We start from the raw sequence: 16,609 nt of genomic DNA on the forward strand, positions 1-16,609 counted from the left end.
GCAAGGGGCCCAAGTGAGGGACCGAGGAGTGAGGCCCAACAGGTCGTTCGACACGGACACGCAGCGGCATTGCGCCACGAGGCGTGCTGGTGAGCGTACGCCTCGCGGCGCAATGCCGCTCCGCGCCGGTCAACTCCGACGTTAGCCATCACTGACCCTCAGTGCTAGCATGAGCACCATGATTGACTGGTCCAGCTGTTCCGCCGTGGAGCAAGACCCCAGCCATCTTAGCGGCGCCTGGGTGTTCCGCGGCACGCGCGTGCCCGTCGCTGCACTCTTCGAAAACCTTGAGGATGGCGCGTCAATCCAAGACTTCGTGCAGTGGTTCCCGGGCGTGTCCCTGGAACAAGTCCGTGCTGTTCTTGAGCACGCTGCCCGGAGTTCTGCGGCAGTCGTGTAGTGCGCGTTCTCTTCGACCAGGTACGCCGGCGCCGCTGCGTCACGCATTGATCGGGCACTCCGTCGAACTGCATTTGAGTTGGGCTGGGGCACGCTGCAGAACGGCGCGCTAATCGCGGCAGCGGAGGCCGAAGGGTTCGACGTGTTCCTGACTACGGACAAGAAGCTGAAATACCAACAGAACCTCGCGGGACGCCGATTGGCCATCGTTGTCTTGTCCACACTGATGGCTGGTGGCAAACTGTGAGACAGCGGGGGTTCCTGGCCAACAGGTTGACGAGTACGCCCACGTGCTTCCGTACGCTTCGCGCCAGCGCCCGCGCCTTACGGTAACCGGTCAACTCCGAAGAGTTAGGCCGCATGCGTCGATCTATCGCGGTACTCTGCGCGTTGTTGATGGCCGCGGCCTCGGCCGTTGGCCTGAGCGTGTGGCTGAACTCCCGCATACCTGCGCTGGAGTCCTTGACCGTCGTGGAGGGACGGGTACTGCAGCCTGCGCGTCCGTGTCGGGGTGCAAGGTACCAGACGTTCGATCTGATTCTTCTTGTCGGAGAACAGTATCGAACGCTCGTCCTGTCTTGTGATGAACGGTTGCGCAGTGCCGCGGTTGGCGGCGCACAAGTCGCGCTTCGATTGCAGGCGGAGGAGTCGGGGCCACCCCGATGGCGTGCCTGGGTGGCAAACGTAGACGGTAAGGAAGTCGTTCCGTACCATTCGAAGCGTCCGTGGCCGCTCCTTGAGCAAAACATCGTGTTCTTCGCCGTCCATGCAATTTGTTGCTTGGCGACGCTAGCCTCGGCCGCAGCGCTGCTGTGGGTAGCGCTTCAATGGTGGCGAGGACGATTCCTTTGGCTTCGCGGCATCGAGCACCTCGGTCCGGGGGCGCGGCTGCGCTATGCACGCAACCGGGCGGGCCTGTCTGTCATTGCCGCTGTGTGGTCTATTGCGGGTGCCGTGGTCATACTGCAACTCGGGTATCCGATAAGCGCTTGGCCTGAGGTACTTTCAGGAGCTGCTGTCATCGTCGTTTGTGGCTTTCACCTCGTTGATTCAAAGTATCGCATCAAGCGCAGATGACAGTCCCTGTACCCAGTCGCCGAGTTCTCTCCGCATTGTCTTGCCACGTCTCAGACGTCCACCGGAGCAGCGCCGAGAAGGCCATGCGGTCCAACAGGTCGACGCCGACACGCAGCGGCATTGCGCCGCGAGGCGTGTTTCTGAGCGTAAGACTCGCAGCGCATTGCCGCTGCGTGCCGGTCAACTCGGACGTCAACCGTCACTTGGAGGGTGGATATGAATTCGGATGAAAGCGCAATTCGAGAACTCGTGGCCGAATGGCTGTCCGCGACAAAGGCTGGAGATATGGCCACCATCTTGAGCCTCATGACGGACGACGTCGTTTTCCTTGTGCCGGGCAAGGAACCATTCGGCAAGTCAGCGTTCACTGCCGCCTCGCCCTCTCAGGCCCAGCACTCCGTGTCATTCGACGGCAGCAGCGAGATACTGGACCTGAAAGTTGCGGGCGACTGGGCATTCATGATCAGCAAACTGCGAGTGACGGCATCACAACCCGACACTCCCCCCGTCACGCGAGCTGGGCACGCTCTCACCGTCCTGTACAAGCAAGGAGGCAAGTGGCGGGTCAGGAGAGACGCCAACCTCCTCATGCCCGTTGGATCAGGTGATGACGCCTGACATGGCAGTCGACCCGGACGTCCTATCGGCCGGCTTTCACCGGCCTGCTGTGCGCCGGTCACTTCTCCGTTAGACCGCTGCATCGATGTACCGGGTCGTTCGTGTCGGAGGCGTGAGCAAGGCGGATCTGCTCGACCAGTTATGTCGGGCCGGCGTGCAAGTCAATGAGCTCGGTCGTCAACTGTTCGCAGACGCTCGGTTCGTCACTTGCGCTACTCCGAGCATCGTCGAAGTAACTCAAACGTCGGTTGCAAGGCTCGGTCTTCCTGGTGGCGGAACGTTCGCGGAGATTCTCGGCGCGGCCGCATTGCGCGGCCTCTCGCCGTGCGCGCTCGAGCTTGCGCCGCATCTTCGCCTGCAATTCACGACGCAAGCCGAAGGGTTCATCGGCTCACCCATATCTCACAATCAGGCGCCGCCTGGCTCGCTCACCGTCGCGTCAATCCCCGTTTCGGAGGACGATGACGATCCGAGCGGCTTCTATCTGCGCCGTATCAATGGTGTACCCTGGTTGCGCGGCTACCGCTCGTGGCCCGGGCATGTATGGAGCGCCACTGATGAATTTGTCTTTGCGGCCACTGTGGGCTGACAGGTCATTCGACGCGACAACAACGGCCTAGCCGCCAGAAAACGCCTGTTGTCCCGCCGAGATGAAGCGTGCTCACGGGGCCGAGCTCATTGGCGAAATGCAGTACGGGGACACGTACCGGCTAGCCTACATTCGTGGGCCTGAGGGCATCATTGTCGCGCTCGCGGAGCAGCTCGGCTAAGGTATTTCCGATAGGAAGCCAGACTCGGGTTGGCAACCATCCGTTCACTGGCGCAAGCGAGTACGAGGAACTCCCCGAAATCAATGAGCCACGTTGGCGCGTGCCGAGATCAGCAAGGGAGGTCGGCCTCCCTCGGAAAACCAACGCAAGCCATTGACGCTGCGGCTGCCCGCCGATGTGATTGACCGTTGCCCTTGGCCGTCACCATCCACGATCAACTGTGTCCCACGCACCCGAAATCTATTGTCCGTATCCCGGATTGATCGCGCGCTTCTCGGCCATGTCACGCACGAGGTAGCGAACAGCACGCATCCAGGATTCATCTTCGTTCCCACGCATGTCGACCGACTTGCTGAATATGACTTTTCCGGCCGCCACATCGAAGATCTGTACGTTGAAGTTCAGAATCAGTTCACTGACCTTCTGCACCCACGGGGTCATGACGAGATCTACCCCAAGTTGCTGGCCAACCTGCGCGGCGCAGTCGTCGCAGCGATAGAAGAACTCCTGCTGCGCTCGCAGCCTTTCCTGCAGTGCTTGCGTGGGAGCTGCGTCAACAACTCGATAGAGCTGCCGCTCTTGCAGTTCCTGACGAAGTTGAACCAAGGCCTTGCGCAGGCGAACCTCTTGTGCGGCCTTCGTCAGCGGATTGTTCTGGTCATCCAACAGTTCAATCTGCAGCACCGCGATATTTCGAACCTTCGGCGCCGCCGCGCCAGTCTGCGCAAATGCGCGAGGCCAGCCAAACCAAAGGGCGGCAGCCGATGCAACCACGGTCCTGCGGCCAAGGTTCATCTGCTTTCCTTCCAGAGGAAGTTCATGCGCACTACTATGCCAGCAATCATTTCCCTGGCCTTACGCATGGAGCGATCGAAACCGCGCGGTTTACCGCGGGACTGACGGGATCTGAGTGGTTCGAGTTCGAAGCCGCGCTAGCCCCGACGATGAAGCTCCGCTTCGCGCACGATGGAAGAAGATTTCCCGCCAAGGGAACCGTCTCTGCGCGGCTTGGTCCCGCAGGCGACAAGGCTGCTTGATCCCTGCGCGCAGCCGCCTAGTATTGCGCCGCATGCGGGCCCTGCCCGCGGAGGCACACCATGGACAGGCGCACGCTGCTTCACTGTGTTGTCGGGAGCGCGCTTGGCGGGCTCGCTCACGCCGCGAGCGCCGCCGAGGCGTGCGGACCCGACCGGGCCCACACCGCCCTCCTCGATCGCTATGTCGAATCCGTGAACGCGCACGACACGGCGCGCTTCCCGGAGTTCTTCACCGAAGCCTACGTGCAGCATTCCGGCCGCAGCCCCTCGGGACTCACGGCGCAGATGGCCACCTTCCAGCGGCTGTTCGCGACGATGCCGGACTTGTCGCTCCACATCGATGATCGCGTGATCGCCGGCGACAAGGTCGTCGCGCGCACCAGCTATTCCGCAACCCATACCCAGGCGATCCGCGGCGTGCCGCCCACGGGCAAGTCCTTCACCTTCCACACCATCGACATCTGGCGCGTGCAGGATGGCAAGTTCGCCGAGCACTGGGACCTGACCGATATCGCGGAGGTGCTGCAAGGCTTGCGGCAGTAGCCCTTCGTGCTCGCAGGCGGGAGAATGGCGGCACCGGCAACCGTGATCCCCTTCCGGAGTCCCCATGAAGAATCCGCCCGACACCGAAGTCCTGCCAGCATCGCAGCTGATCGACCAGCGCATCGCGCAGCTTGCCGACTGGCGCGGGCAGGCGCTAGGGCGGATGCGCGCGCTGATCAGGGAAGCGGACCCCCAGGTCGTCGAAGAATGGAAGTGGATGGGCACGCCGGTGTGGTCGCACGACGGGATCCTCTGCACCGGCGAGCACTACAAGTCCGTGGTGAAACTGACCTTCGCCAAGGGCGCTTCGCTGGAAGACCCGGCGCGGCTCTTCAACGCCAGCCTCGAGGGCAACACCCGCCGGGCGATCGACATCCGCGAGGGCGAGGAGGTCGACGCCGCCGCGTTCAAGGCCTTGATCCGCGCGGCCATTGCGCTCAATGCCGCCAAGGTGAAGAGCAAGCCAGCCAAGAAGTAGCCGCGTAGGTGGCGTGCCGCATCAGACGGCTCCTACTGCGCCCGCACACGACTGCTGACGCAAGCAACCCATCCGCAGGCGCACTCTTTGGGTATGGAGATTCGCATGATGAAGCAGTACCTGATCCTTGCCGTCCTTTGCCAGGCCGCGGCGCTGGCGTGCGCGCAATCGGCACCGGCCGCGCGGGGCGACGCCAGTGCGGCGAAGTTTGTCTGCGGTGGCGTGGGGCAGGACGAGCAGGAAAAGTTCAAGCACGACGCCGCCTCGCACAATGCGCTGGTGACTTTCGCGACGCCCGGCGGTGCCTATGTGGCCGGCGTGGACGTGAAGGTGAGCGACAGCGGTGGCAAGCTGCTGACGCAAGGCCGCTGCGAGGGGCCGCTGATGCTGCTGGACGTGCCCGGCTCCGGGCGCTTTCGCATCGATGCCGCCTACGGCGGCCAGCAGCAGGGCAAGGACGTGCAGCTCGGAGGCAGTACGCCCGCGCGCATCTCGTTCGTCTGGAACGCGCGCTGACAGCGCCGAGGCCGCGTCTCAGCGCGTGGCCGCGACCCCGCAGACCAGGTCACCCGCGTCGTTGGCCTGCACCGCGCGCAGGTTCTTGGCCTGCGCGACTTCCATGTCGCGCGGCAGGGTCACTCCGTTCTTCACGGCCAGCACTTCCGCCATGATGCTCACGGCGATCTCGGCGGGCGTCTTGCTGCCGATGTAAACGCCGATCGGCCCGCGCAGCCGCTGCAGGTCGGCGGCGGTGAGGGCGAAGTGCTCCACCAGCCGCTGGTGCCGCGCCTCGTTGTTGCGGCGACTGCCGATCGCGCCGACGTAGAAGGCCTCGGTCTTCAGCGCTTCCAGCAGGGCCAGGTCGTCGAGCTTCGGGTCGTGCGTCAACGCGATCACGCTGCTGCGCCGGTCGGGCCGGAAGGCCAGCACCACGTCGTCCGGCATCTCGCTCACCACGCGCGCGCCGGGCACGCTCCAGGCGCCGCGGTATTCCTCGCGCGGATCGCACACCGTCACGGCGAAGCCGCTGAACAGCGCCATCGTGGCGAGGTATTCGGTCAGCTGCCCGGCGCCGATCAGCAGCATGCGGTACTCGGGGCCGAAGGTGTTGGCCAGCACACCGCCCGCGATGCGCAGTTCCTCGGGCGCCTGCGCCTCGTCCAGCGTCGTCGCGCCGTCGGCCAGCCGCACCGTGCGGCGCATCAGGCGCCCTGCCTCGAGCGATTGCACCAGTTGCTCCAGGGAGGCTGCGTCGGGGTCGTACTCCAGCAGCAGTTCGAGCGTGCCGCCGCAGGGCAGGCCGAAGCGATGCGCCTCGTCGGCCGTCACGCCGTACTTGACGAACGACGGCGGGCCTGAGGGGATCTGGTGGCCCGGCTCCTTGCCCGAGTAGGCCTGGGTGTGGCGGTAGATCAGGTCGTCCTCGATGCAGCCGCCCGAGACCGAGCCCACCACCGCGCCGTCTTCGGCCAGGGCCATGATCGATCCGATGGGCCGCGGTGACGATCCCCAGGTGCGGACCACGGTGGCCAGCAGCGCGCGCTTGCCGGCCGCGCGCCAGTCGCGCAGCGTGCGCAGCACCATCACGTCGAGGTTTTCCATGGTTCCTGTTCCCTTCAGAAGGCGTACACCGCGTTGGCGCCCAGCAGCCAGGTGCGGCCGGGCGCCGGCTCGAAGAAGCGCCGGTTGCCCTCGTTGACGATCACCGAGCCTACATAGTTCCGGTCGAACAGGTTGTCCAGCCGCAGGAATTCCCTGAAGCTCCAGCGGCTCACTTTCTGCACCAGCGAAGCCCGCACGCTGAAGATGGTGGCCGCGGGCGCGAAATCGCTGTTGCTGTCATTGACGGGCAAGCGCGCGATGTAGCGGCTCTCCAGCGCCGTCTCCAGGCCCCAGGGCCGATGCTTCCAGGCAAGCTCGGCATAGGCCGTCACGCGCGGCACCCCGGGCATGCGATTGCCGGCCGCGACCGGCACCGCCGGGTTGGCGGCCGTGGGGCAAGGCGCGCCCGGGCAAGTGAGAAAGTCGCTGCGGTAGGTGGCGTCCAGGAAGGTCAGCGTCGCATAGGTGGACCAGGCCGCGTCCCAACTGCCGGCGATCGCCGTCTCCAGGCCGCGGCGGCGGGTGGCCCCCACGTTCTGGAAGGTGCTGCGGCCGCCCTGGTTGGTCAGCACCGCGATCTCGTCGGAGGTCAGCGCTTCGAACAGGGCGGCGTTGACGCGCCAGTTGCGCACCGGCTCGGCCTTCACGCCGATCTCGTACTGCCGGCTGGTGGCCGGGCGCAGGTCGAGGTTGAGCCCCGGCAGCGCGCCGGGGCGGTTGGAGATCTCGTTGAGCGTGGGCGTCTCGAAGCCGCGGCCCGCGGAGGCGTAGACGTTCAGCGTGTCGCTCACGTGGTAGACGGCGCCCACCACCGGCGTGGTGGCGCTGTACCGCACGGCGCCGCTGTCATCGCCGTTGCCGGTGGTGATGAAGTGATCGGCCGAATCGAACTTCACCTGCGAATGGCGCAGGCCCGCCGTGAAGCTCCAGCGCTCGCCCTCCCAGGTGCCCTGCGCGTACTGGTCGAAGGAGCGGGCATGGTTCTCTTCGTCGCGGCGCAGGGCGCCCAGCACGCCGAGCCCGGTCGGCGCTGCGACCGTGCCGGTGAAGTTGTTGAAGCCCTGCCGGTGTTCGTTGAGGCGGTCGGTGAGCACGCCCGCCGTCAGGGCCAGGCCGCCGCCGAAGGCACGCATGCGCGCGACCCATTGCGCGTCGATGCCGCCGTAGCTGCGATCGAGTTCGATCACACCGCCGGGGCTGCCGGCCGCGGCCTGCGTGCCGACCGGGATCGCCTGGAACTGTTCGGTGCTGCGCTGGCCGTACCAGGTGGTCACCTTGACCGAATTCACTTCGTCGACGCGATGCTCCACGATGATGCCGCCCTGCGTCTGGTTGACGGACTTGCGCGTGTTGAACTGCAGCGCGGTCGGATCGACGCCGCGCGGGTTGGCCTGCAGTTCCTCGCGCGTGAGGCCCAGCGGGTCCTGCACGTGGGGCATGTCGACCGAGTTCAGCACGAGGGTCACGCGGGTGTCGGGCGAGGCCGTGAAGCGCACCTTGCCGTTCACGCCGTCGCGGCTGGCGGCGCTGTGGTCGCGAAAGCCGTCGGTGGCGAAGTGGCTGGCGCTCAGGTTCCAGTTCCAGGGCCCTTCGTCGCCGGCCACGCGCACGTTCTCGCGCCGGATGCCATCGCTGCCGAAGGCGGTGCCCGCCTCGAACTGCGTGCCGGGCAGGCCGTCGGCGGTGAAGAGTGCAATCACGCCGCCGGAGGAATTGCCATAGAGCGCCGAGAACGGGCCGCGCAGCACCTCGAGCCGGTCCGCCGAAGACAAGTCGAAATGCGAGATCTGTCCCTGGCCATCGGGCGCGGTGGCCGGGATGCCGTCGGAGTACAGGCGCAGGCCGCGGACGCCGAAGGTGGAGCGCGCCCCGTAACCGCGGATCGAGATCTGCAGGTCCTGCGCGTAGTTCTGGCGGTTGAAGGCGACGACACCGGGCACGCGCACCAGCGTCTCCGACATGTTCACCTGCAATTGCGCGTTGCGCAGTTGCTCGCCGGTCACCACATCCACCGAGGCGGGCGTGTCGAACGCGTCCTGCGCCACACCCGGCGTGGGCGTGACGACCACGGGGCGCAGCGTGCGTTCGGCATCGGGGGCGGGCACGGAGGGCAGCGGGGTCTGCGCTGCTGCCTGAAAGGTGGCGAGGGCCGCGGCGGCCAGGGCCAGCTTGCTTGTCATGAGTCCCCTCGGGTAATCGTTGTGTGCGCATCCTCACCTTGCGCCGCGTCGGGCGTCAAGGCCGGAAGGTGTCGCTCCCTCCCCCTCTGGGGGAGGGTTGGGGTGGGGGCGCTGCGGCGCTCATTTCGGGCCGAGCGCCCCCATCCCAGCCTTCCCCCGGAGGGTGAAGGAGAAAAACCGATGCGTCTCAAGGCGGCGGCCCGCCCCCTTGCGGCCGCCGTGGTGCGCCGCGCTGCGGGTCGTAGCCCCAGAGCGCGAGCGCGAAGAAGGCGATCGTGCAAGCGACGACCACGGCCAGGCTCTCACCCAGCCACTGCCCGTACAGCGCGAAGCGCATCGCCTCCACGGCATGCGTGAAGGGGTTGAAGCGGGCGATACCGTGGACCATCCACGCGCCCGACTCCTGCAGCTTCCACAGCGGATAGAGCGCGGTGCTGAGGAAGAACATCGGGAAGATCACGAAGTTCATGGTGCCGGCGAAGTTCTCCAGCTGCCGCACGTAGACCGACAGCACCAGGCCCAGCGCACCGAGCATCACTGCCGCCAGCAGGAACACCGGCAGCGCGAACAGCACGTTCTTCAGCGCGAGATCGATCCCGAACGCCCAGGCCGCCAGCAGGAAGGCGAACATCTGCATCAGCGACAGGAACGCGCCGCCGGCCAGCTTGCAGGCCAGGATCCACCATCGCGGCAGCGGCGCGGTGAGCAGCAGGCGCATCACGCCCATCTCGCGGTCGTAGACCATGGCCAGGGAGCTCTGCATGCCGTTGAACAGCGCCACCATCCCAAGCAGTCCGGGCAGCAGGTACACGCGGTACTCGATGTAGGTCTCGTAGGGCGGCGTGATCGCCACGCCGAACACGTTCTGGAAGCCGGCGGCGAACACCAGCAGCCACAGCAGCGGCCGCACCAGCGCCGACAGCAGCCGACCCGGCTGCCGCACGAAGCTGTGCAGCTCGCGACCGGCAACCGCGCGCAAGGCCCGCAGCGCGTGGGCAAGCCGCAAGCTGCCGGGGCGCGGCGGCTGCGCCACCGCCGGCGCTGCGTCCTGGGGAGGAGGGACGGCGGTCATCGTGCCTTGCACCCGGTATCGGGCGAGTCGTAACCCAGCGTGTCGAGCGGCGTGCGCGGATGCAGGAAGCCCTCCAGCGGCGCCATCTCCGCCACGCCACTGCCGTACGCCAGCAGCAGCGGCTGCCGCAACTGGCCGTCCCACGCGCGAAAGCTCAGGCGCTCGCCCTTGTAGCCGTCGACCGTGACGGCGCCCTGGCGCAGCGCCTGCAACTGCTGCGCGATCGTGGATTTGTTGTACGCGCCAACCACTTCCGCCGCGGCGCGCGCCGCGACCCAGGTGGCCCACTCGTAGCTGCCCATGGGCCGGCCGGTGCGGCGCAGGAAGCGGCGCGTGAGCTGCGGGCCGCCATCGCGCTCGAACAGCGGGTGCCAGGCCTGCGCGGTCAGCCCGTTGCTGCCCAACACGGGCCGCGGCAGCACGGTGCGATACGGCACGTCACGCGCGAACTCGCCCTGCGCATCGAGCACCACCACCGCGTCGTAATCGCGTTCGGACGTGAGCAGCCGCACGTTGCCCAGGTCGCGCTCACGCGGATCGTTGGACAGCTTGAACGCGTGTTCGGCCACCGGCCGCAACGCGAAGCGCCTGGCCGAGCGCTGCCACGCCGCCTGCAGCAAGCGGTCGCCCGGCGTAGGCCCGACCAGCACCAGCGGCCGATTCCATTTGCGTTGCACCAGCAACTGCGCGATCGCATCCATCTGCATCGCGTGGCTGGGCAGCGTGTGCAGCAGGTTCGTCGCGCATTGCGCTGCGCGCAACGCGTCCTCCGGCGCCGCGGTGTTGAACAGGATCACGTCCTTGCCGGCGGCGGCCGCGGCCACCGCTGCGACGCCGGCGGCGGGCAGTTCCAGGATCACGTGATGCACACCTTTTTGCAGCAACTGGTTGAAGGTGGCGACCAGGCCGGAAGCGGGCGCCTCGGTGGCCATCAGCTGCGACGACGTCCAGGTGGCCATCTGCAGGTTGACCAGGCTGTCGTTCAGGGCGATCTCCGCGGCCGGCGCCGAGCGGCCACCGGGCGCATCGGGAAAAGCGCTTTGCAGCGCCTGCGGGCTGTAGCGCTCGTCGTCGCTTTGCGACAGCATGCCCAGCACGAAGAGGCGCTGCTGCGCCCGCACCGGCAGCGTGGCTGCAGCCGCCGCCAGCAGCACCGACCGGCGCGTCCACGACAGCAGGCGAGCGCCTTCAGTCATCGATCACCACGCCGTAAGGCACGCGGCCGACCTTGAGCGTCTTGATCGCCTTGAGCGTGCCGGTGTCGATGATCGTCATGTCGTCGGAGAGGCCGTTGGCCACGTACAGCCGCTTGCCGTCGCGCGAAAGGGCGAGGCCCCAGGGCCGCTTGCCCACCAGCACGTACTCCTTGACCTTGCGCGAGGCGACATCGACCACCGCGACGTGATTGGCGCGGCCCAGCCCCACGTACGCCGTCTTGCCGTCCGGCGACAGCGCCATGCCCACGGGCGTGACGTCTTCAGGCCGCATGCCTTGCGGCAGGAAGGAGATCTTGCCCACCACCGTGTGGTCGGAGGTGCGGATGATGCTGACGCTGCTATCGAGCTCGCTGCTGACCCACAGCTCGCCACCCGCCAGCACGAAGCGGCGTGGCCGCTTGCCCACCGGGATGGTCTTCACCGCCTTGCCGCTGGCCGCGTCGATCACGTGCACCGTGCCCGCCACTTCGGAGGTGACGTACACCAGCTTGCCATCGGCGCTGACCTTCACGCCCTCCGGCTCGCCGCCCACCTTGGCCTCGAAGACCTTCTTCTTCGTGCCCAGGTCGAAGGCGGTGAGCGCCGAGTCGTCCTCGTTGGACGCGTAGAGCATGCGGCCGTCGGGACTGAGGTCGAAAGCCTCCGGGTCCTCGCCGACGTCGAGCCGCGTCACCGTCTTGCGGCTGGCGATGTCCCAGATCGCGACGCTGTGGTCGTCGCTGCAGGCGATGAACAGGCGCTGGCGATCCGGCGACAGCTGGATGTGGCGCGGCCGCTTGCACACGGCCGGCGAGGCGACGATTTCGCCCTTGGCCGCATCGACGATCGCGATGGCGTTGTCCTTCTCGGAGGACACGAACACCTGGCCGGTGTCCTTGGCCTGCGCTGCGCAGGCCAAGGCCAGCAGCGCCAGCGCCGCGAGCCGGCGCTCAGGCCGGGGTCTTGTCCGCATTCTTTTCTCCTCCGGTCAGTTGCAGGAAGGCCTGCTGCAGCGTGTCGCGCCCCTGCGCCTCGCGCAGTCCGTCGGCGCTGCCGTCCCAGCGCACCTTGCCCTTGTGCAGCACGATCACGCGCTGCGCGCGCTCGGCTTCGTCCACCAGGTGCGTGGCCCACAGCACGCCAAGGCCACGCTCGGCGCGCGCACGCAGCACCTCGTCGATCAGTTGCGCCCGCGAGGCGGGGTCGAGCCCCACCGTCGCCTCGTCCATCAGCAAGAGGCGCGGCTCGTGCAACAAGGCGCGCAGCAGTTCCACCTTGCGGCGGTTGCCGCCCGAGAGCTCACGCCCCGGCTTGGCCGCCGCACCGGCGAGGCCGAAGCGCGCCAGCAGCGCATCGATGCGTGGGCGCGAGACCGACCAAGGCAGGCCGTGCAGGTCGGCATGAAAGCGCAGGCTGGCGCGCACGGAAAGATTCAGGTCCAGCGCCGGCTGCTGGAAGACGACGCCCAGTTGCGCGAGCGCGCGCACCGGCTCGCGCCGCATGTCCGCGCCCAGCACTTCGACCGTGCCGGAGTCGGCGACAAACAGGCCCGTGAGCAGCTGGAACAAGGTGGACTTGCCGGCGCCATTGGGCCCCAGCAAGGCGACCATCTCACCGGGAAAGACCGAGAGCGACACCGCATCGAGCGCCTGCGTGCGGCCATAGCGCTTGGAAACTTCGCGGCAGGCGAGAACCGGGATGGCAGTGTCCACGCTTACTCCGCCCGCGGTGTGCTCAGGCCCAGGCGCGCCAGCAGCACCCGCTCACGCGCCGTGACCTCGCTGACGTAGCGGGCGTAATCGGCCGTGTTGAGGTATTCGGCGTCCTGGTCGTACTTGGCGAGTTCCCGCAGGTGCGCCGGGTCGAACAGCGCAGTGCGGAAGGCGTCGTGCAGCTTGCGCACGATGTCGCGCTCCACCGCCGCGGGCACACCGATGCCGTAGGGCGAGGTGTAGACCGCCTCGGCGTAGCCCAGCTCGCGCATGGTCGGCACCTGCGGCCAGCGCTTGCTGCGCGCCGCATTGAAGGTGGCCAGCAGGCGCAGCTTGCCGCCCTCCACATAGGGCGCAAAGCCGGTGGAATTGACGCCGACCATCAGCGTTTTCGTTGCGACCGCAAGCATCTGGTCGGCGGTTCCCTTGTACGGCACGTGGATGTAGGGCACGCCCTCGCGCGAGAGCACGTCCTCCATCGCCAGGTGCGCGGTGCTGCCGACGCCGGTGGAGCCCACGGTCAGCAAGCCGGGATGGGCGCGGCCCCAGGCCACGAGATCGGCAATGCTCCGGAACTCGCTGTCGGCGGGTACCACGATGCCGAAGGTCACGCCCGAGATCTGGATCACCGGCGTGATGTCGCGCACCGGATCCCAGCTGACCTTGCGCTGCAGCGGCGCGCGATAGAGCGTCAGGGGCAGTTGCGCTATGGTGTAGCCGTCGGGTGTGGCGTTGTGCATCACGGGCCCCACCAGCGTGCCGGCGGCGCCCGGCTTGTTGTCCACGATCATCGGTTGCCCGAGCTGCTTCGCGGCCAGCTCGGCCAGGATGCGCATGGTGATGTCGGTCTGCCCGCCGGCGGGCCAGGGCACCACCAGCGTGATCGGCCGCGAGGGATAGCTGGCGCTCTGGGCGAATGCGAAGGCCGGCAGGGTGACTGCGCTGGCGACTGCGCCTACCAGCGCGCGTCGGGTCAAGGGGCGTGTGGCAGGCCGGTTCATGCTCTGTGTCTCCTCAGCGCACCAGCAGCAGCAGCCCCAGGACAACCACGATGGCAAACGCGGCCCACACCCAGATCGGCATGCGCCTGTAGGCGCCCGACTTCAGCGGATTTTCCGAGGCCAGCACGTCGCCTGCGGGCCGGCCCGTCGCGGCGCCGAGCCGCGCGGCACGGGTCGGCGGCCGGGGCAGCGACTCGGTCGCAGACACCGGCGCCTCGCTGGCGGATTCCGGCACCGCGTAGGCCTCCGGGTGCTGGCGCTGCATCTCCTGCTCGAAGCGGCGAAAGAAGTCCTCCGCCATCGACTTCGCCACGCCATCGACCAGGCGCTGGCCCACCTGCGCGATCTTGCCGCCCACCTGCGCGTGCGCGGTGTAGCTCAGTTCGCAGCCGCTGCCTTCGAGGGCCGGCGCCAGGTTGACCTTCGCATTGCCCCTGCCGAAGCCGGCGGCGCCGCCCTGCCCTTCGAAGTTGAGCGTGTAGCTGTTGGGGGGCAGCACATCGACCAGCAGGATCTTGCCGCCGAAGCGGGCCGACACCGGCCCGACCTTCACGGCCATGCCCATCGCATACTGGTTCTCGCCGGTGGCCTCCACCCGGTCGCAGCCGGGGATGCAGGCCTTCAGCACCTGCGGGTCGTTCAGCGCCTCCCAGGCCTGCTGCTGCGTGACCGCCAGGTGGCGCTTGCCTTGCATATCCATGTTGTGTGTTCCGTTCTAGGTGGCGAGCAGGTCGGAGAGGCTGCCGGCCAGGTCCTGCAACCGGGCCAGGTTGTGCACGGCCAGCATCGCGTGCGCGTGCCGGTGCAGCACGGCCGCCCCCCGGGCGAGCGGAGCATAGCCCTCGAAGCGCAGCAGCGGGTTGAGCCACAGCAGGCGGCGACAGCGATGCGTCAGCCAATCGAGTTCGCGCGCCAGGTCCTCGGGCTCGCCGGTGTCCAGGCCATCGCTGATGACCAGCACCAGCGTGCGCCGGCCCACCAGGCGGCGGGCATGTTTTTGTCGCAAGGTGGCCAGCGATTCGCCCAGGCGCGTGCCGCCGGCAAAGTCGTCGATCGCGGCGCTGGCGGCCAGCAGCATCGCGTCGCTGTCGGCGATGCGGAATGCCGGCGTCAGGTCGGTGAGATGCGTGCCGAAGGCGAACACGTCGCGCCGCCGGTGCGCTCTGGTGGCCGCATGCAGGAAGGCCAGCAGCAATCGGGCATAGCGCTCCATCGAGCCGGACACGTCCACCAGCACGAGCAGCGGCAGCGGCTCCCGCCGGCGCTGCATGCGGCGCAGCACCAGCAGCTCGCCCCCGGTGTGCGCGGCATGGCGCAGCGTCCGGGACCAGTGCAGCTGCGGGCCGCGCATGCCGGGGCGCATGCGGCGCACCGCCATCTCGGGGACCGGCAAGGCGATGTCGCGTGCCAGCCGTTCGACCAGGTGGAATTCGGTGGCCGACAGCGCATTGAAATCGGCGTGCTTCAGCCGCGCGAGCTCGCTGGCCGTCATGGCCGCATCGAATTCGACTTCGCGATCGGGCGGCCGCGGCGCGCCGCCGAAGCGCTTCTGCGGCGCCAGTGCCTCGCTCACGCGCGGGCGCCGCTTGGAGGGCTCGGCCCTGCCTTGCGTGGTGGGCAGCATCTGCGCGAGCAGCTTGTGCGCGAGCTCGGGGTCGCGGAAGTACGCATCGAACAGCTCGCGGAACACCGTGCGCTCCTGCTCGCGGCTCACCAGCACGGTCTCCATGGCCGCGCCCAGGTCGGACTTGTCGCCGACGCCCACGAGCTGCGCGGCCTGCTGCGCGAGCGCGATGCGGGCGCTGTCCACCCGCAGGCCCGCGCGGCGCAAGGCCCGGCCGAAGCCCGCGATGTTGTCCGCGAACTTGCCGCTGCGCGCATCACCGAGGGTGCTCATGGTGGGGGGCGCGTCAGGCCGGCTCCGCTTCGGGCTTGAGCAGTTCGGCCGCGAAATCGCGGGTGAGCGCCGCCACGTCCTCGCGCTGCTTGAACAGGATGCCGGCGGTGTCGGTCACGACCTCCGGGTCGAGCGCCAGGGTGTCGAGCGCCACCAGCGCCTTGGCCCATTCCACGCTCTCGGCGATGCCGGGCGCGCGCTGGAAGGCATTGGCAAACGGCTGGCTGCGCAATCGCCCGACGAACTGTGCCACCTGGCGCGAGAGCGCGTCGCCCGCTTCCGGCACGCGGGCGCGCACGATCGCCAGCTCGCGCTCGCGGCCGGGGTAGTCGAGCCAGTGATAGAGGCAGCGGCGCTTGACAGCGTCGTTCAATTCGCGCGTGCGGTTGCTGGTGAGGATGGTGACCGGCGTCGCCCGTGCCTGGATCGTGCCGATCTCCGGAATGCTGACCTGGTACTCGCCGAGGTACTCCAGCAGGAAGGCCTCGAAGGGTTCGTCGGCGCGATCGACCTCGTCGATCAGCAGCACCGCGCCGGGCTCGGGCGCCTGCAGGGCCTGCAGCAGGGGACGGCGAATCAGGTAGCGGTCCTGGTAGACCTCGCGCTCGATCTGGTCGGCGCTCTCCTTGCCCTCGACGGCGCGCATGTGCAGCAGCTGCGCGGCGTAGTTCCATTCGTAGAGCGCTTCGCGCAGCTCGAGGCCGTCGTAGCACTGCAGGCGCAGCAGCGTGCGCTGCAGCGCGAGCGCCAATGCCTTGGCGAGCTCCGTCTTGCCGACCCCGGGCTCACCTTCGAGCAGCAGCGGGCGCTGCAGCTTCAGCGCCAGAAAGACGGCGGTGGCAAGGCGCCGCTCGGCGAAGTAGCCGGCGGACTGCAGGGATTGCTGCAGGGTGTCGATGGACGGAAAAGGCGTGGTGGTCATGGATGCCTGATTGTCCCCTCCCCCATCGGGGGAGGGCTTGGGTGGGGGCGCCCCCAAACGCAGGGCACGGGCACGCGAGCGCCCCCACCCCAACCCTCCCCCAGA

The 16,609-nt window shown here is 67.8% G+C and carries 18 protein-coding genes and 1 pseudogene; 8 read left to right on the forward strand and 11 right to left on the reverse strand.

Annotation, left to right across the window (positions count from 1 at the left end; translation table 11 throughout):
- The first annotated feature begins 178 nt into the window (after positions 1-178).
- The 5 genes and pseudogenes from JWP60_RS26750 to JWP60_RS07385 all read left to right on the forward strand — a co-directional run.
- Positions 179-400, forward strand: a complete 222-nt coding sequence (locus JWP60_RS26750) for a DUF433 domain-containing protein (RefSeq protein ID WP_363320834.1) — start codon at positions 179-181, stop codon at positions 398-400.
- A 78-nt stretch (positions 401-478) separates the two neighbouring features.
- Entirely contained in the window at positions 479-646 is a 168-nt protein-coding gene (locus JWP60_RS07370; RefSeq protein WP_299788534.1) for a hypothetical protein, read from the forward strand.
- Between the two features lie 1,046 nt (positions 647-1,692).
- A complete protein-coding gene (locus JWP60_RS07375) occupies positions 1,693-2,094 on the forward strand; it encodes an SgcJ/EcaC family oxidoreductase (RefSeq protein ID WP_299788537.1) in 402 nt (133 codons plus the stop codon).
- A 112-nt stretch (positions 2,095-2,206) separates the two neighbouring features.
- Positions 2,207-2,683: a hypothetical protein gene (locus JWP60_RS07380; protein ID WP_299788540.1), complete on the forward strand. Its 477-nt coding sequence runs from the start codon at positions 2,207-2,209 to the stop codon at positions 2,681-2,683.
- A 67-nt stretch (positions 2,684-2,750) separates the two neighbouring features.
- Positions 2,751-2,864, forward strand: a pseudogene (locus tag JWP60_RS07385) (VOC family protein); the annotation flags it as partial.
- A gap of 240 nt (positions 2,865-3,104) precedes the next feature.
- Here the strand turns inward: JWP60_RS07385 and JWP60_RS07390 are convergent.
- Positions 3,105-3,659: a DUF3280 domain-containing protein gene (locus JWP60_RS07390; RefSeq protein ID WP_299788543.1), complete on the reverse strand. Its 555-nt coding sequence runs from the start codon at positions 3,657-3,659 to the stop codon at positions 3,105-3,107.
- Between the two features lie 302 nt (positions 3,660-3,961).
- Between JWP60_RS07390 and JWP60_RS07395 the strand changes: the two genes are divergently transcribed.
- The 3 genes from JWP60_RS07395 (at position 3,962) to JWP60_RS07405 (ending at position 5,438) form a co-directional block, all read left to right on the forward strand.
- Positions 3,962-4,444, forward strand: a complete 483-nt coding sequence (locus tag JWP60_RS07395; protein WP_299788546.1) for an ester cyclase — start codon at positions 3,962-3,964, stop codon at positions 4,442-4,444.
- A gap of 64 nt (positions 4,445-4,508) precedes the next feature.
- Complete coding sequence (locus JWP60_RS07400) at positions 4,509-4,922, forward strand: DUF1801 domain-containing protein (protein WP_299788549.1); 414 nt, start codon at positions 4,509-4,511, stop codon at positions 4,920-4,922.
- A 105-nt stretch (positions 4,923-5,027) separates the two neighbouring features.
- Positions 5,028-5,438 (forward strand): carboxypeptidase regulatory-like domain-containing protein, encoded by a 411-nt coding sequence (locus tag JWP60_RS07405; protein ID WP_299788552.1) that lies wholly within the window; start codon positions 5,028-5,030, stop codon positions 5,436-5,438.
- A gap of 18 nt (positions 5,439-5,456) precedes the next feature.
- Here the strand turns inward: JWP60_RS07405 and JWP60_RS07410 are convergent, their stop codons facing one another.
- The 10 genes from JWP60_RS07410 to JWP60_RS07455 form a co-directional block, all read right to left on the reverse strand.
- A complete protein-coding gene (locus JWP60_RS07410) occupies positions 5,457-6,524 on the reverse strand; it encodes an XdhC family protein (protein ID WP_299788555.1) in 1,068 nt (355 codons plus the stop codon).
- Between the two features lie 14 nt (positions 6,525-6,538).
- Positions 6,539-8,704 carry a TonB-dependent receptor gene (locus JWP60_RS07415; RefSeq protein WP_299788558.1) on the reverse strand — a complete coding sequence of 722 codons (2,166 nt, stop codon included), beginning with the start codon at positions 8,702-8,704 and terminating at the stop codon, positions 6,539-6,541.
- Positions 8,705-8,891: 187 nt separating this feature from the next.
- The gene (locus tag JWP60_RS07420; RefSeq protein ID WP_299788561.1) at positions 8,892-9,776 is read right to left on the reverse strand and encodes an ABC transporter permease; all 885 of its coding nucleotides are present in this window, start codon (positions 9,774-9,776) and stop codon (positions 8,892-8,894) included.
- Positions 9,773-10,972: a branched-chain amino acid ABC transporter substrate-binding protein gene (locus tag JWP60_RS07425; RefSeq protein WP_299788564.1), complete on the reverse strand. Its 1,200-nt coding sequence runs from the start codon at positions 10,970-10,972 to the stop codon at positions 9,773-9,775. The genes JWP60_RS07420 and JWP60_RS07425 overlap by 4 nt, the downstream gene beginning before the upstream one ends.
- The gene (locus JWP60_RS07430) at positions 10,965-11,945 is read right to left on the reverse strand and encodes a PQQ-dependent catabolism-associated beta-propeller protein (protein WP_299788567.1); all 981 of its coding nucleotides are present in this window, start codon (positions 11,943-11,945) and stop codon (positions 10,965-10,967) included. The genes JWP60_RS07425 and JWP60_RS07430 overlap by 8 nt, the downstream gene beginning before the upstream one ends.
- Complete coding sequence (locus JWP60_RS07435; RefSeq protein WP_299788570.1) at positions 11,923-12,684, reverse strand: ABC transporter ATP-binding protein; 762 nt, start codon at positions 12,682-12,684, stop codon at positions 11,923-11,925. Before JWP60_RS07435 ends, JWP60_RS07430 begins: the two co-directional genes overlap by 23 nt.
- A 2-nt stretch (positions 12,685-12,686) precedes the next feature.
- Complete coding sequence (locus tag JWP60_RS07440; protein ID WP_299788573.1) at positions 12,687-13,685, reverse strand: tripartite tricarboxylate transporter substrate binding protein; 999 nt, start codon at positions 13,683-13,685, stop codon at positions 12,687-12,689.
- Between the two features lie 13 nt (positions 13,686-13,698).
- Positions 13,699-14,385 (reverse strand): carbon monoxide dehydrogenase subunit G, encoded by a 687-nt coding sequence (locus JWP60_RS07445; RefSeq protein WP_299788576.1) that lies wholly within the window; start codon positions 14,383-14,385, stop codon positions 13,699-13,701.
- A gap of 15 nt (positions 14,386-14,400) precedes the next feature.
- Positions 14,401-15,582 carry a VWA domain-containing protein gene (locus JWP60_RS07450; RefSeq protein WP_299788579.1) on the reverse strand — a complete coding sequence of 394 codons (1,182 nt, stop codon included), beginning with the start codon at positions 15,580-15,582 and terminating at the stop codon, positions 14,401-14,403.
- Between the two features lie 13 nt (positions 15,583-15,595).
- Positions 15,596-16,504, reverse strand: a complete 909-nt coding sequence (locus JWP60_RS07455) for a MoxR family ATPase (RefSeq protein ID WP_299788582.1) — start codon at positions 16,502-16,504, stop codon at positions 15,596-15,598.
- Between the last annotated feature and the right edge of the window lie 105 nt (positions 16,505-16,609).

The sequence above is a fragment of the Ramlibacter sp. genome (assembly GCF_028291745.1).
Lineage (GTDB): Bacteria > Pseudomonadota > Gammaproteobacteria > Burkholderiales > Burkholderiaceae_C > Ramlibacter.

Excerpts from the sequence above, each read along its gene's own strand:
- JWP60_RS26750 (WP_363320834.1), top strand. The coding sequence starts at position 179 with ATGATTGACTGGTCCAGCTGTTCCGCCGTGGAGCAAGACCCCAGCCAT.
- JWP60_RS07375 (WP_299788537.1), top strand. The coding sequence starts at position 1,693 with ATGAATTCGGATGAAAGCGCAATTCGAGAACTCGTGGCCGAATGGCTG.
- JWP60_RS07390 (WP_299788543.1), bottom strand. The coding sequence starts at position 3,659 with ATGAACCTTGGCCGCAGGACCGTGGTTGCATCGGCTGCCGCCCTTTGG.
- JWP60_RS07395 (WP_299788546.1), top strand. The coding sequence starts at position 3,962 with ATGGACAGGCGCACGCTGCTTCACTGTGTTGTCGGGAGCGCGCTTGGC.
- JWP60_RS07400 (WP_299788549.1), top strand. The coding sequence starts at position 4,509 with ATGAAGAATCCGCCCGACACCGAAGTCCTGCCAGCATCGCAGCTGATC.
- JWP60_RS07405 (WP_299788552.1), top strand. The coding sequence starts at position 5,028 with ATGATGAAGCAGTACCTGATCCTTGCCGTCCTTTGCCAGGCCGCGGCG.
- JWP60_RS07410 (WP_299788555.1), bottom strand. The coding sequence starts at position 6,524 with ATGGAAAACCTCGACGTGATGGTGCTGCGCACGCTGCGCGACTGGCGC.
- JWP60_RS07415 (WP_299788558.1), bottom strand. The coding sequence starts at position 8,704 with ATGACAAGCAAGCTGGCCCTGGCCGCCGCGGCCCTCGCCACCTTTCAG.
- JWP60_RS07420 (WP_299788561.1), bottom strand. The coding sequence starts at position 9,776 with ATGACCGCCGTCCCTCCTCCCCAGGACGCAGCGCCGGCGGTGGCGCAG.
- JWP60_RS07425 (WP_299788564.1), bottom strand. The coding sequence starts at position 10,972 with ATGACTGAAGGCGCTCGCCTGCTGTCGTGGACGCGCCGGTCGGTGCTG.
- JWP60_RS07430 (WP_299788567.1), bottom strand. The coding sequence starts at position 11,945 with ATGCGGACAAGACCCCGGCCTGAGCGCCGGCTCGCGGCGCTGGCGCTG.
- JWP60_RS07440 (WP_299788573.1), bottom strand. The coding sequence starts at position 13,685 with ATGAACCGGCCTGCCACACGCCCCTTGACCCGACGCGCGCTGGTAGGC.
- JWP60_RS07445 (WP_299788576.1), bottom strand. The coding sequence starts at position 14,385 with ATGGATATGCAAGGCAAGCGCCACCTGGCGGTCACGCAGCAGCAGGCC.
- JWP60_RS07450 (WP_299788579.1), bottom strand. The coding sequence starts at position 15,582 with ATGAGCACCCTCGGTGATGCGCGCAGCGGCAAGTTCGCGGACAACATC.
- JWP60_RS07455 (WP_299788582.1), bottom strand. The coding sequence starts at position 16,504 with ATGACCACCACGCCTTTTCCGTCCATCGACACCCTGCAGCAATCCCTG.